The 13,537-nt window shown below is 47.5% G+C and carries 17 protein-coding genes and 1 pseudogene; 17 read left to right on the top strand and 1 reads right to left on the bottom strand.

Translation table 11 applies throughout. The features are described from left to right. The 14 genes from DW769_RS15740 to DW769_RS15670 all read left to right on the top strand — a co-directional run. Nucleotides 1-1,241 (top strand): VirD4-like conjugal transfer protein, CD1115 family (locus DW769_RS15740; protein WP_118750619.1); only part of this gene is annotated, 1,241 nt, incomplete at its 5' end. 47 nt (nt 1,242-1,288) lie between these two features. Further along, entirely contained in the window at nt 1,289-1,471 is a 183-nt protein-coding gene (locus DW769_RS15735) for a Maff2 family mobile element protein (RefSeq protein WP_243105477.1), read from the top strand. A gap of 381 nt (nt 1,472-1,852) precedes the next feature. Next, nucleotides 1,853-2,212 (top strand): BlaI/MecI/CopY family transcriptional regulator, encoded by a 360-nt coding sequence (locus DW769_RS15730; RefSeq protein ID WP_008704785.1) that lies wholly within the window; start codon nt 1,853-1,855, stop codon nt 2,210-2,212. 10 nt (nt 2,213-2,222) lie between these two features. Further along, nucleotides 2,223-3,896: a M56 family metallopeptidase gene (locus tag DW769_RS15725; protein WP_020993729.1), complete on the top strand. Its 1,674-nt coding sequence runs from the start codon at nt 2,223-2,225 to the stop codon at nt 3,894-3,896. Between the two features lie 54 nt (nt 3,897-3,950). Then, nucleotides 3,951-4,382, top strand: coding sequence for an RNA polymerase sigma factor (locus DW769_RS15720; protein WP_117846027.1), 432 nt, complete (start codon nt 3,951-3,953; stop codon nt 4,380-4,382). A 226-nt stretch (nt 4,383-4,608) separates the two neighbouring features. After that, the gene (locus DW769_RS15715; protein ID WP_117846029.1) at nt 4,609-5,061 is read left to right on the top strand and encodes a helix-turn-helix domain-containing protein; all 453 of its coding nucleotides are present in this window, start codon (nt 4,609-4,611) and stop codon (nt 5,059-5,061) included. Nucleotides 5,062-5,225: 164 nt separating this feature from the next. Beyond that, on the top strand, nt 5,226-5,639 hold the full coding sequence (locus tag DW769_RS15710) for an RNA polymerase sigma factor (RefSeq protein ID WP_118688849.1): 414 nt from the start codon (nt 5,226-5,228) through the stop codon (nt 5,637-5,639). A gap of 22 nt (nt 5,640-5,661) precedes the next feature. Then, nucleotides 5,662-5,865, top strand: a complete 204-nt coding sequence (locus DW769_RS15705) for a helix-turn-helix domain-containing protein (protein ID WP_117457836.1) — start codon at nt 5,662-5,664, stop codon at nt 5,863-5,865. Nucleotides 5,866-6,390: 525 nt separating this feature from the next. Beyond that, entirely contained in the window at nt 6,391-6,789 is a 399-nt protein-coding gene (locus DW769_RS15700; RefSeq protein ID WP_102759327.1) for a plasmid mobilization protein, read from the top strand. Beyond that, nucleotides 6,761-8,383: a relaxase/mobilization nuclease domain-containing protein gene (locus DW769_RS15695; RefSeq protein ID WP_118750618.1), complete on the top strand. Its 1,623-nt coding sequence runs from the start codon at nt 6,761-6,763 to the stop codon at nt 8,381-8,383. Before DW769_RS15700 ends, DW769_RS15695 begins: the two co-directional genes overlap by 29 nt. A gap of 185 nt (nt 8,384-8,568) precedes the next feature. Further along, nucleotides 8,569-8,781 carry a hypothetical protein gene (locus DW769_RS15685; RefSeq protein ID WP_005927784.1) on the top strand — a complete coding sequence of 71 codons (213 nt, stop codon included), beginning with the start codon at nt 8,569-8,571 and terminating at the stop codon, nt 8,779-8,781. Then, a complete protein-coding gene (locus DW769_RS15680) occupies nt 8,771-9,514 on the top strand; it encodes a phage replisome organizer N-terminal domain-containing protein (protein WP_102759326.1) in 744 nt (247 codons plus the stop codon). Before DW769_RS15685 ends, DW769_RS15680 begins: the two co-directional genes overlap by 11 nt. Then, the gene (locus DW769_RS15675) at nt 9,511-10,368 is read left to right on the top strand and encodes an ATP-binding protein (RefSeq protein ID WP_102759325.1); all 858 of its coding nucleotides are present in this window, start codon (nt 9,511-9,513) and stop codon (nt 10,366-10,368) included. Before DW769_RS15680 ends, DW769_RS15675 begins: the two co-directional genes overlap by 4 nt. Beyond that, nucleotides 10,365-10,553, top strand: a complete 189-nt coding sequence (locus DW769_RS15670) for a transposon-encoded TnpW family protein (protein WP_002569233.1) — start codon at nt 10,365-10,367, stop codon at nt 10,551-10,553. The genes DW769_RS15675 and DW769_RS15670 overlap by 4 nt, the downstream gene beginning before the upstream one ends. A 50-nt stretch (nt 10,554-10,603) precedes the next feature. On the opposite strand, the gene DW769_RS15665 is transcribed toward DW769_RS15670, so the two are convergent. Then, the gene (locus tag DW769_RS15665) at nt 10,604-11,224 is read right to left on the bottom strand and encodes an alpha/beta fold hydrolase (RefSeq protein WP_102759324.1); all 621 of its coding nucleotides are present in this window, start codon (nt 11,222-11,224) and stop codon (nt 10,604-10,606) included. 212 nt (nt 11,225-11,436) lie between these two features. Here DW769_RS15665 and DW769_RS15660 point away from each other — a divergent pair, with 212 nt between their 5' ends. From DW769_RS15660 to DW769_RS15655, 3 genes and pseudogenes are all read left to right on the top strand, one after another. After that, the gene (locus DW769_RS15660) at nt 11,437-13,047 is read left to right on the top strand and encodes a recombinase family protein (RefSeq protein ID WP_097839336.1); all 1,611 of its coding nucleotides are present in this window, start codon (nt 11,437-11,439) and stop codon (nt 13,045-13,047) included. 21 nt (nt 13,048-13,068) lie between these two features. Next, nucleotides 13,069-13,167, top strand: a pseudogene (locus DW769_RS17475) (Maff2 family mobile element protein); the annotation flags it as partial. A gap of 161 nt (nt 13,168-13,328) precedes the next feature. Continuing rightward, the coding region (locus DW769_RS15655) for a helix-turn-helix domain-containing protein (protein WP_147398868.1) at nt 13,329-13,537 on the top strand (209 nt) is incomplete at its 3' end.

Raw genomic sequence — 13,537 nt, 5'->3', positions numbered from 1 at the left:
GTACGGTTCTTAGGGGAGGGGCTGGCAGCAATGCCAGTCTCTTACCCGACATCAAGACAGAAAGCGATGTTTTGAAATTTGTTACCGCCCTGATTGCCAACACCAAAGGCGACGGCAAGGAGGGCGACGAGTTCTGGACTAAAGCTGAAACCCTCTTGTACTGCGCCCTTGTGGCCTACATCGTCTTTGAGGGGCCGGAGGAAGAACGCAACATGAATACGCTGGTGGAAATGATAAACAGCATGGAAGTCCGGGAGGATGACGAAACCTTCAAAAATGCGGTGGACTATATGTTTGACGGGTTGGAACGTCGCAGCCCCCAGCACTTCGCCGTGAGGCAGTATAAGAAATACAAGCTCGCCAGCGGAAAGACAGCCAAAAGCATTTTGATTTCCTGCGGTGCAAGACTGGCTCCCTTTGATATTCCCCAACTTCGGGAGATCATGTCTTATGACGAACTGGAGCTGGATAAGCTGGGGGATGAAAAATCAGCGCTGTTCTTTCTTATCAGCGACACGGACACCACCTACAACTTTTTGGTTGCCCTCGCTTTTTCGCAGATGTTCAACCTTCTGTGTGAACGGGCTGATAACACCTATGGCGGGCGTCTGCCCTACCATGTGCGGGTGCTGTGGGACGAGGCAGCCAACACCGGACAGGTGCCGGGGCTGGAAAAGATCGTGGCCGTTATCCGCTCCCGTGAGATCAGCCTGACGCTTTTTTATCAGGCAATGAGCCAGTGCAAGGCATTGTACAAAGACCATTCCGAAACCATCATGGGCAACATGGACAGTATCGTATTCCTCGGAGGCCGGGAGGCTTCCACCCTAAAGGATATTTCGGAAAACTGGCTGGGCAAGGCCACCATCTCTATGCAGACCGAGGGCCGAAGCCGTGGACAGTCTGAAAGTTACAGCCAGAATATGCAGCGGCTTGGCCGGGAGCTGATGACCACCAGCGAGATCACCACCATGCCCGGGGATAAATGTATCTTGCAGCTTCGGGGGCTCCCGCCCTTCCTGTCCCCGAAGTATGACTTGAAAAAGCACCCGAATTACAAGTACACAGCCGAATTTGATAAAAAGAAAAACGCCTTCCGCTTGGAAAGCCTGTTCCGCCACCGGCCATTGAGACTAAAGCCGGAGGACGAATACACGGTGTACGAAGTGGACGGCTCCGACACGGACGAAGAAGCTGACCTGTTGAATTTCGATGATCTGGACAGCGACGAGTTTGTGTAACTTCGGGCCATGATGACCCGAAGCGCCGCCGATGTGGGCGGCTTTTTTTGTACCCAAAACCATCAAACAAACAAAATGGAGGAACGTATATGGAATTTTTCAATCAGGCAATCGACATTCTTAAAATTCTGGTCATGGCTCTTGGCGCTGGTCTGGCGGTATGGGGCGTCATCAACCTTCTGGAAGGTTACGGGTCGGACAACCCTGCGGCAAATGCTCATGTACAGTAAAGAAGCAAACAACCGAAAACAAGAGATAGACCGCCAGCACCACACTATTCCGAACCAAAGAGCAAACGACAAGCACCATGGAAATGTGTATAACTTGCTATTCCGTTATGGAAAAGTCCGTTCACAGAACATGGAAAAGCTAAAGAGCAGCTTTCCCACATTCTGCAAACGGACTTTCCCACAACTCCATAAGATAGCAAGTTATGCACATTACGCACAGTGCCGACTGCTGCGGAAGCCCTCTCATTTCATTATCTATTCAAGAAAATAAATTATGAATTTTTTCTTAACACTACTGCGGTAGTGTTGACAACCGATTAAGAAAGGTGTAATGTGTAATCAAGCAGAAACTACTGCGGTCTTGTGGAAAGGAGGAAACAAATGGATATTAAACTTTTCGATTCAGAATTGAAAGTAATGTGTGTGCTTTGGAACGAGGGCGACACCACTGCAAAACACATATCCGACGTTCTGAAAAAAGAAATTGGCTGGAACATGAATACTACCTACACACTGATAAAAAGGTGTATCAAAAAAGGGGCGATTGAACGTTCCGAGCCTAATTTCATGTGCCATGCCCTTATTCCCAAAGAAGAAGTACAGGAAGCGGAAACAAAAGAATTGGTTGACAAGATTTATGACGGTTCAGTTGACAAACTGTTTGCAGCCCTGTTAGGCAGAAAAAAGCTTTCCGCTGAACAGATTCAGAAGCTCAAGCAGATTGTGGAAGATTTGGAATGAGGTGGTGTAAATGAATTTACTGCAAATGAGCTTTTCGGGGGCTGCTTTCATTACTGCGGTAGTGATTATCCGTGCGGTGGCAATCAATAAACTGCCGAAAAAGACTTTTCTTGTTTTATGGGAATTGGTGATATTAAGACTGCTTATCCCGTTTTCGATTCCGTCAATGTTTAGTGTTTATACGTTGGTAACTCATAGCATATCTTCTACAACATTGCCGGAAGCTGGAACAGATTACAACATTCCCACTATGCAAGGGCTGTTTGTTACGACACAGGGAGCAGAACAGCCGCCAGAGAATATTTTATCATCTGTTTCCATGTGGTTTATTGTATGGTGTGCAGGAATAATACTTATCGCATTGTTTTTTGTAATATCCTATTTGCGTTGTCTGATTGAATTTCGGACAGCTTTACCCGTCCACAACCATTATGTAGAAAAGTGGCTGGCGGAACGCCCATTGAAACGTCCAATTTTGGTAAAGCAATCTGATAGGATTTCCGCCCCATTAACTTATGGCATTTTCCGTCCTGTTATTTTGGTGCCGAAAAAAATGGACTGGAAAAATGAAAAACAACTGCAATATGTCCTCTCACATGAATATGTGCATATTTATCGCTATGATACTGTAACAAAGCTGATTGCGACACTTGCCCTTTGTATTCATTGGTTCAACCCCTTTGTGTGGGTGATGTATATTCTTTTTAACCGTGATATAGAACTGGCTTGTGATGAAAGCGTCATACGACAATTTGGAGAAAAATCAAAATCTGCCTATTCGCTAATGCTTATCAACATGGAAGCAACGAAAAGTGGGCTATTGCCATTTTGTAACAGCTTTAGTAAAAATGCTATCGAAGAAAGGATAACTGCTATTATGAAAACAAAAAAAACAACTATTTTTTCGCTGGTACTGGCGTGTCTGATTGTTGTCGGGGTAGCTACAGCATTTGCAACTTCCGCCCAAGCTAATAATAATCCAATTTTTGAAGAACAGGAGTACAAACCAATACATGCTTCCGAGAATGCTTCAGATTACGATACGGCGGCAGAACTGCCTGGCGGTAATATTGACTATGGGATATATGAAGAATATGGATTGATTTATGATAAGAATAGCAAGTGCTACACTTACAAGGGAAATGTTGTCCGATTTTTTAATGACCCAGTGGGCGGCGCAAGTTTTACCAATTTCTTTACGGGAACAGTAGATATTGAAGCGGAACGGGATACAAACGATAAACTTATTGGTATTCGGGAATGCACAAAAGAAGTTTATGACAGGCATACAGAAAAGTATGAAAATTCAGGACTTAAATCAATGCCCGCTGGCACTTCTACAGAAAATGGAGATATGATTAGAAATCATGAATCTTACAGCATGGAATCTGGAGATAAGACAGAAAACATGAATACGCTCCAAGATTATGAATCCTATGGCATAGTTTATCACCCAAAAGATGGGTATTGGTACTACAACGACCAGATAATTGGTATATTCATTGATACTAAAAAACCCATCATCTATTTTAATAACAGTGGCAGTATATATCTTTCCATTGCTGAAAATAGTGAAAATGGAGTTATGGAGATTAAGGAAATTTCCGAAGCGGAAGCACAAAAACTTTTACGGGATAATAATTCGGGCAATTCTGCTTCATTCACAGTAGAAACCTTGAAATAACAAGTGTCTTATAAACCATACGCCGTATTATGTGGGAGAAAGGGGGAACTATTTATGCCTTGCACAGAAGCATATAAGGAGCATATCGAGTACACCTTTGATGCCTTTTGCAGAGTTGTCATACACTATGCAGCTATCAACGCATGGCGTGACAGGGATAAGCGGCGGCAAAGGGAAATATCTTTTGAATACCTTACAGAAGAAAAGTTTTATCCATTCTGTACGTCAGACACCTATTTCATAGACCCCTACAAGCAATACCCGGTTATGATGTGTGGTCAGAGGGTTATCCTCACAAACGGGAATCTTGCAGCCGCTTTGTCCTCTCTGCCGGAGAAAAAGAGGGAAATCATCTACCTTTACTTTTTGGGGCATTACACACAGCAGGAAATCGGGGAAATGTACGGACGCTGCCGGAGTACGACCGGGTATCAAATCCGCAGGACTTTACAGCTCCTGCATAAATGCTCATGTGTGATAAAGTAACACAACTAAAATAAAGAAAGACAGCCCACTATTCCGTAAAATAATGGAGTAATAGAGAAAACGTTTTTTCTATGCTAAAATAGGCATATAAAGTAGAATGACAATCAAGATATACAAGAAAGCACTTAAACTCCACCGTTTGTCATGTAATTGTATAGCTTACTTGCTAGAGTGCAAATGAGTATTTTGATAAGATTTATACACAAAATCAAAAGGAGGAACACATATGGAGTTCGCAGAAAAACTTATAGCACTACGCAAAAGTAGAGAATTAACACAGGAACAACTGGCTGAGCAGATTAATGTTTCAAGACAGTCTATTTCAAAATGGGAAAGTGGGCAGGTCATACCCGAAGTAGAAAAGATTGTTGAACTAAGCAAAGTATTCGATGTTACCGTGGATTATCTGTTAAAACCATCAGAGATAGATGAATTATCGGTTAAAACAGAAATTCTGGAACAACAACAGAAACAGATGTTAGTTAGGGAACAGAAACGCACTCAAATTTCCAAAAATATTATGTATTCGATTGGAATTTATTTGATTTTTTTTGCAGTCTATTTCATTGGGCATTTCTATTTTGAAATATGGAATGCTTCTGTAATTCTTGCAGAATTACTCATTGCAACCGCGATTGTAGTTTTTGTTTGGGTAAGGAGTTTTTCCGACAAATCATAAAGAGATAGAATTTGTAGCAAAACCAGCAGAGCCAGTCAACGGTAAGATGAACGGGCTGCGCCCGCCGTTGACAGCCCCGCCCGTCTTTGCTGTTCGGCAATCAAGAGGGCGACAGCTTAAAAGGCTGCCGCCCTCTGTCACTATTCAGAAAGGGGGTATTTTCCATGACCGAACACGAAAAATATCAAGAGCATATCCGGCACACTCACAATGCCTTTTGTATGATTGTTATTCGCCACGCTGCCATAGACGCAGCACGGAGTATACGAAGCCGCCGAGGCAAGGAAATCTCCCTTGACTACCTCATGGACGAAAAGCATTATCCGTTCAGTACAACAGATGAATACTTTGCAGAAGTGCCGACAAGCATGGAATATCCATTTACGGCTTGCGGTCAAACTGTCCTGTTGAAAAGTCCGCACCTTGCCGCAGCCCTGTCCTCTCTATCGGAAATGGAACAGGAAATCATTTATCTGTACTACTTTGAGCGTATGACCCATAAGGAAATCGGCAAGCGGTACGGACGGACACACAGCACCACTGGGAGGCACATACAGATAATTTTACAGAGATTGTAGGCAGAGTTGGAGGGCTTACACCATGAGCCAGCTACTTCCCTATGAAACAATAGTAAAGGCAAGCGAGGGTGACCCGGAAGCCGTTGCAGCCGTGCTATCCCACTATGCTGGATATATCCGAGCCTGTTCCAAAATGGACGGTCATATCAATGTGGAAATGCAGGAGCATATCATTCAAAAACTGATAGAAAGCCTGTTCAAATTCCGCTTTGACCGTGACAACTGAATAACCCACCGCCCATCACAGCGGCATACAAGCAGTAAGTCTGAAAAGATTTGCTGCTTTTTTTACGCCCTTTTTCAAAAAATCTTTCCGTTCCATTTGGCAAAAGTGCCTGTTCCGGTGTAGTAGGGATTAAGGGGAGATTTACGAAAAATGCAGCCGTGTCTTTGCCAAAAGAAACACCGCTACCGTTTTAGTGATGAACAGCGGGCAGACCGAAAAATTTCATTCGCTTTATTTATGAAAACAAGCCAAAACGCCCTTTTCAAATTGTAGTAATGGTTGGAGGGGCGAAGTGGCAATTTTTTAGAGCAAGATTCTACCGCAGTACCAAAATTCGCTTTTCGCTCATTTTGCCCCTGCGGGAATCTTGTTGGGGAGTGCCTTCCCCAAACCCTGCTTATGCGGCTTGCGCCGCTTAAAAATCCCTCAAAATATTTTTTCGGATTTTTCAAAAACAGTTCCGCTTCACACCCCGTTTTTCTCCTATTAGTGAGAGGACACCACACACAGAAAGGAGGTTTTACCATGCGAAAACGATATAACACGCCGCACCGCAGCCGGGTAATTAAGACACGCATGACCGAGGAAGAATACGCCGAGTTTGCGGAAAGGCTTTCTGCCTGCAACATGAGCCAAGCCGAGTTTATCCGGCAAGCCATAACCGGGGCAGCCATACGCCCCATCATAACCGTTTCCCCCGTCAATGACGAGCTGCTTGCCGCTGTCGGGAAGCTGACCGCCGAATACGGCAGGATCGGCGGCAACTTAAACCAGATAGCCCGAACGCTGAACGAGTGGCACAGCCCCTACCCGCAGCTTGCCGGGGAGGTACGGGCGGCGGTTTCCGACCTTGCTGCCCTAAAGTTTGAAGTCTTGCAGAAAGTGGGTGACGCTGTTGGCAACATTCAAACATATCAGCTCTAAAAACGCCGACTATGGCGCAGCGGAAGCCTATCTCACATTTGAGCATGACGAGTTTACCATGAAGCCCACCCTTGATGAAAACGGGCGGCTGATACCGAGGAAGGATTACCGCATTTCTTCCCTTAACTGCGGGGGCGAGGATTTCGCCGTTGCCTGTATGCGAGCCAATCTCCGCTATGAGAAAAACCAAAAACGAGAAGATGTGAAAAGCCACCACTATATCATCAGCTTTGACCCACGGGACGGGACAGACAACGGCTTGACCGTAGACCGGGCGCAGGAACTGGGCGAGCAGTTCTGTAAAGAGCATTTTCCCGGACACCAAGCCCTTGTATGCACCCACCCGGACGGGCATAACCACAGCGGCAATATCCATGTGCATATCGTCATCAACTCCCTGCGGATTTATGAAGTCCCGCTTCTGCCCTACATGGACAGACCAGCCGACACACGGGAGGGCTGCAAGCACCGCTGTACCAACGCCGCTATGGAATATTTCAAGAGTGAAGTCATGAAGATGTGCCACCGGGAGGGGCTTTACCAAATCGACCTCCTAAGCGGCAGCAAGGAACGGATAACGGAACGGGAATACTGGGCGGCAAAGAAAGGGCAGCTTGCCCTTGATAAAGAGAACGCCGCCAGAGAAGCCGCAGGACAGCCGACCAAGCCCACCAAGTTTGAAACGGACAAGGCGAAGCTGCGCCGGACGATACGGCAGGCACTTTCCCAAGCTGGCAGCTTTGACGAGTTTTCTTCCCTTTTGCTGCGGGAGGGTGTGACCGTCAAGGAGAGCCGGGGGCGGCTTTCCTACCTCACGCCGGACAGGACGAAGCCTATCACAGCCCGGAAGCTGGGGGACGATTTTGACAAGGCTGCTGTCCTTGCCCTGCTTACACAGAACGCCCACAGAGCCGCCGAACAGACCAAAGCCATACCGGAATACCCACACACCCAAAAGGGACGCTTGCAGGAGGAAAAAGCCGCAAAAACCACCCCGGCAGACAACATCTTGCAGCGCATGGTTGACCGGGAAGCCAAGCGAGCCGAGGGCAAGGGCGTGGGTTATGACCGCTGGGCGGCAAAGCACAACCTAAAGCAGATGGCGGCTACCGTTACTGCCTACCAGCAGTACGGCTTTTCTTCCCCGGAGGAACTGGACGAAGCCTGTTCTGCCGCCTATGCCGCCATGCAGGAAAGCCTTGCAGAGCTGAAGCAGGTGGAAAAGACGCTGAACGGGAAAAAGGAGCTGCAACGACAGGTGCTTGCCTATTCCAAGACCCGCCCTGTCCGGGACGGGCTGAAACAGCAGAAAAACGCCAAAGCAAAAGCAGCCTACCGTCAGAAGCATGAAAGTGACTTTATCATAGCAGACGCAGCCGCCCGCTATTTCAGGGAGAACGGCATTTCCAAGCTGCCGAGCTATAAAGCCCTGCAAGCAGAGATTGAAACCCTTATCCAAGAGAAAAACAGCGGCTACAACGATTACCGGGCAAAACGGGAGGAATACCGCCGCTTACAGACTGTCAAGGGCAATATCGACCAGATTTTACACCGGGAGCGCAAGCCTGTGAAAAGGCAGGAACAGGAACGATAAAAACCGCCCCAAAATGTACCCGAACCTATACAGAACAAGGGGGCTGCCCCGTACCCTATCCGCAAATACCAAAGGATTTTTTAACGGGCTTATAGGGCAGAAAAACCCCGAAAATGATACCGAGATGATACAGAATTACCGCCGATACCGCCACACCAGCGGAAACGGCAGAAAGGAGCGCACCCATGCCAAGAATGAGCAAGAAACGGCGGCTGGAATGGTCTTTTTTCCTGCGGCAAGTAAAAGTCGGGAATACCACCTGCGACCGTATCACATACAACGACCTCTGCCGGGGCTGTACCCATAGCTGCAAGCAGAGCTTCCGGGCGGTTATCATACTCTGCCCCCGCTACTACTCCAAACGCCGGAAAAAGGAGGACAGGGACAATGGCAGATAACCGCAAGTATTACTACCTCAAGCTGAAAGAGAACTTTTTTGACAGCGACTCCATTGTGCTGCTGGAAGATATGAAAGACGGGATTTTATATTCCAATATCCTCTTGAAGCTGTACTTAAAATCGCTGAAAAACGGCGGGAAGTTGCAGCTTGACGAGCATATCCCCTACACAGCGCAGATGATAGCGACACTGACCCGCCACCAGATAGGGACGGTTGAGAGGGCTTTGGAGATTTTCCGGCAGTTGGGGCTTGTGGAGCAGCTTGACAGTGGGGCTTTTTATATGACCGACATTGAGCTGATGATAGGACAGTCCTCTACCGAAGCCGAGAGGAAACGGGCTGCAAGGCTGGAAAACAAGGCACTTTTACCGCCCCGGACAAAAGGCGGACATTTGTCCGACATTCGTCCACCAGAGATAGAGTTAGAGAAAGAGATAGAGATAGAAAAAGAGAGAGAGGGAGAAACGGGACACCCCGCCCCCGCCGCTTATGGCAGATACAACAATGTGATACTGACCGATACAGAGCTTTCCGGGCTGAAAACAGAGCTGCCCGACAAGTGGGAGTATTATATTGACCAGCTTTCCTGCCATATCGCTTCCACCGGGAAGCAGTACCAGAGCCATGCAGCCACCATTTACAAGTGGGCGCAGGAGGACGCTGCCAAAGGCAAGGCTGCCCCGAAACAGGGCATACCCGATTATTCATGTAAGGAGGGCGAGAGCTTATGAAAAACGAGATTGAAGCTATGATTACGGACATTACAACCACTACCGTCGAAGCGGAGGACTACACAGGCGAGGACGGGCTTTTATACTGTGGCAAGTGCCATACGCCAAAAGAAGCCTACTTTTCAAAAGAAACCGCCCAATGGTTAGGGTATGACCGCCACCCAACAGACTGCGACTGTCAGCGAGCAGCCCGTGAAAAGCAGCAAGCCGCCGAAAGCCGACAGAAGCACCTTGAAAAAGTGGAGGACTTGAAACGCCGGGGCTTTACCGACCCTGCTATGCGGAACTGGACATTTGAGCATGACAACGGCAGAAACCCACAGACCGAAACCGCCCGCTTTTATGTGGAGAGCTGGGAAACCATGCAGGCTGAAAATATCGGCTACCTGTTCTGGGGCGGCGTGGGGACAGGAAAAAGCTACCTTGCCGCCTGTATCGCCAACGCCCTTATGGAGAAAGAGGTTGCCGTCTGTATGACAAACTTTGCAACGATACTGGGTGACCTTGCTGCCAGCTTTGAGGGCAGGAACGAATATATTTCCCGCCTTTGCAGCTACCCTCTGCTGATACTTGATGATTTCGGTATGGAGCGAGGGACAGAATACGGGCTGGAACAGGTTTACAGCGTGATTGACAGCCGTTACCGAGGCGGCAAGCCGCTGATCGCCACGACCAACCTCACGCTGGAGGAATTGCAGCACCCGCAGGACACGCCCCACGCCCGTATCTATGACAGGCTGACTTCCATGTGCGCCCCCGTCCGCTTCACGGGCAGCAATTTCCGAAAGGAAACCGCACAGGAAAAGCTGGAACGCTTAAAGCAACTGATGAAGCAGCGAAAGGAGAGCCTATGACAGAAACCAAACAGACAAGCACCACCAAAACAGACCGCCGCCCGGACTGTGTAACGGAAATCCGCATGGGCAACTCCGTCCTTACCGTTTCCGGCTTCTTCAAGCAGGGCGCAACCGACACCGCAGCCGACAAGATGATGAAAGTGCTGGAAGCGGAAGCTGCTACACAAAAAACAGCGATTTAACATGATACTGAAAAGCGGTCACGCTTTTGGCGTGACCGCTGGCAGAGAAATTATAGGTTGAAAAATGCTGAGAGTGCTTTCCCCAAATCTTCGGGAGCGTCTATGTTTACTTCATGTCCAGAATTTTTAATCACTAATAATTCGGCTTGCGGTAACTGCGATTGAAGCTGTAAAGAAGCCTGTTTATTTGCTGTATCTTTCTCCCCGCAGATAACCATTACAGGGCTATTGATACACTTCAATTCTTTTTGGAAATCCAAGTTTATCATGGATTTTGACAGATTGATAAAATCCGTTTTACCAAGTCCCATGCTTTCAAATGTTCTTTTAGGCATAAACCGAAAGAGCATATTTTGAAATTGCAAGAGTTTTTTCGGCATTGTATATTGTGTCGCAACCAACGCCAAAGAGTTTATTTTATCTGGATTTTCAATCCCATATTGCAATGCGAGAATACCGCCTAAAGATAGCCCACAGATATTGACCGGTTCTGAAAATTGCTTACAGTATTCGGAGAAAGCAAGATATAAAACTTGATAGCAGACCTCTTTATCTTCAAACCAATCAAAAAGGTTCGGGCATAAAATGTCCGCACTTTTCCCCATAGTGTTAATCGTATTTTTCCAGCTTGATGATGTTTGCCCTAATCCATGAAGTAATATAGTTTTCATTTTCTCTCCTGCAATGTCTGATGTGTATTTACGGTAAAGTATATCACAGAGTTATGAACTTTTCTATCTTTTTTGCAGCGAGAAGCCGTACAGTAAAAAATCGTCATTTTGACAGGCGGTAAAGAAGCAGAAACCGCTATACAGACAGCCGCCCCATGTGGTACAATCAAGGTACGGAATAGTGGGGCTGGCTGTCGGAAACGGAGGATTTTATGTTAAGACAGACCAACCAACAACCAATTACCGCCCTTTACCCAAGACTTTCCCATGAGGACGAGCTGCAAGGCGAGAGCAATTCCATTTCCAATCAGAAGCGTATCCTTGAAACCTATGCAAAGCAGAACGGCTTTTCCAATCTGCGCTGGTACACGGACGACGGTTATTCTGGTGCGAACTTTCAAAGACCCGGTTTCCAAGCCATGCTTGCGGACATTGAAGCCGGAAAAGTCGGGACAGTTATCGTAAAGGATATGTCGAGGTTAGGGCGAAATTACCTGCAAGTGGGAATGTACACGGAAATGATTTTCCCACAGAAAGGTGTCCGCTTTATCGCTATCAATGACGGAGTGGACAGCGCACAGGGCGACAATGACTTTGCCCCGCTGCGGAATATCTTTAACGAATGGCTGGTGAGAGATACGAGCAAGAAAATCAAAGCAGTAAAACGCTCAAAAGGCATGAGTGGCAAGCCCATCACAAGCAAGCCTGTGTATGGCTACCTCATGGACGAGGACGAAAATTTCATTATTGACGAGGAAGCTGCACCCGTAGTCAAGCAGATATACAACCTCTGCCTTGCCGGGAATGGTCCGACCAAGATAGCCCGTATGCTCACAGAGCAGCAGATCCCCACGCCGGGGACTCTTGAATACCGCAGGACGGGCAGCACCCGCCGCTACCACCCCGGCTATGAGTGCAAGTGGGCGACCAATACCGTAGTGCATATCCTTGAAAACCGGGAATACACAGGCTGTCTGGTAAATTTCAAGACAGAAAAACTTTCTTACAAAGTCAAGCACAGTGTAGAAAATCCCCCGGAAAAGCAAGTGATTTTCGAGAACCACCACGAGCCTATCATAGACACCCAAACATGGGAACGGGTGCAGGAGCTTCGCAAACAGCGCAAACGCCCCAACCGCTATGATGAAGTGGGTTTGTTCTCCGGCATACTGTTCTGTGCGGACTGCGGCAGCGTGATGTATCAGCAGCGATACCAGACGGACAAGCGCAAGCAGGACTGTTATATCTGCGGCAACTACAAGAAACGCACCCATGACTGTACGGCGCACTTTATCCGCACCGACCTCTTGACCGCTGGTGTACTCTCCAATCTGCGGAAAGTGACCAGCTATGCGGCAAAGCATGAAGCCCGGTTTATGAAACTCTTGATTGAGCAGAACGAGGACGGGGGCAAACGCAGGAACGCCGCCAAGAAAAAGGAACTGGAAGCCTCCGAGAAACGCATAGCCGAGTTATCCGCTATCTTCAAGCGGCTGTATGAGGACAGCGTGACCGGGCGCATATCAGACGAGCGTTTCACAGAGCTGTCGGCAGACTATGAAGCAGAGCAACGGGAGCTGAAAGAAAGAGCCGCTGCTATTCAAGCGGAGCTTTCCAAAGCACAGGAAGCCACCGTGAACGCAGAAAAGTTTATGAATGTTGTCCGGCGGCATACCAGCTTTGAAGAACTTACCCCTACTCTGCTGCGGGAGTTTGTAGAGAAAATCGTTGTGCATGAGTGCAGCTATGACGAGAACAAGACCCGCAGACAGGACATTGAGATTTATTATTCTTTTGTTGGCAAGGTGGACTTGCCCGAATAACCGCCCGACCTATCCGACACAATGCGCAAGTGCCGGATAGGAACGGCAAAATTTTTTACACTCCTATTACTTCTTTATCGCACATCAGTAAAAAGCCAGGGCATTAAGCAGTTTATGGCTAATTAAAGGGAACAAAAAGAAAGGAAAAGCACAATCCAGACGGTATCAGCGGCAGGATACAAGAATAAATTGTGATTTCACAAGATTGGTGCTATAATAAGAGAAAAGTTCCTGCCGGGGCAGCCGCCCCGGTGGTATGGATAGAAAGGCAGGAAAACAATATGCACATCAGCTATAAACCACTCTGGCACACACTGTTAGAGCGTGATATGAGGAAAGAGGATTTAAGGCTTGCTGCTGGTATGACAACAAATATGATTGCCAACATGAGCAAAGAGGGAAAGCACATCAGCATGGATACATTAGCCCGTATCTGCGAAACGCTGAATTGTGAGATTACCGATGTGATTGAGTTAGTACCAGACGAGCC

It is taken from the genome of Blautia sp. AM29-29, assembly GCF_003480555.1.
In the GTDB taxonomy this organism is placed as follows: Bacteria; Bacillota; Clostridia; order Lachnospirales; family Lachnospiraceae; genus Fusicatenibacter; species Fusicatenibacter saccharivorans.
This window is presented reverse-complemented; position numbering and strand designations above follow the sequence as displayed.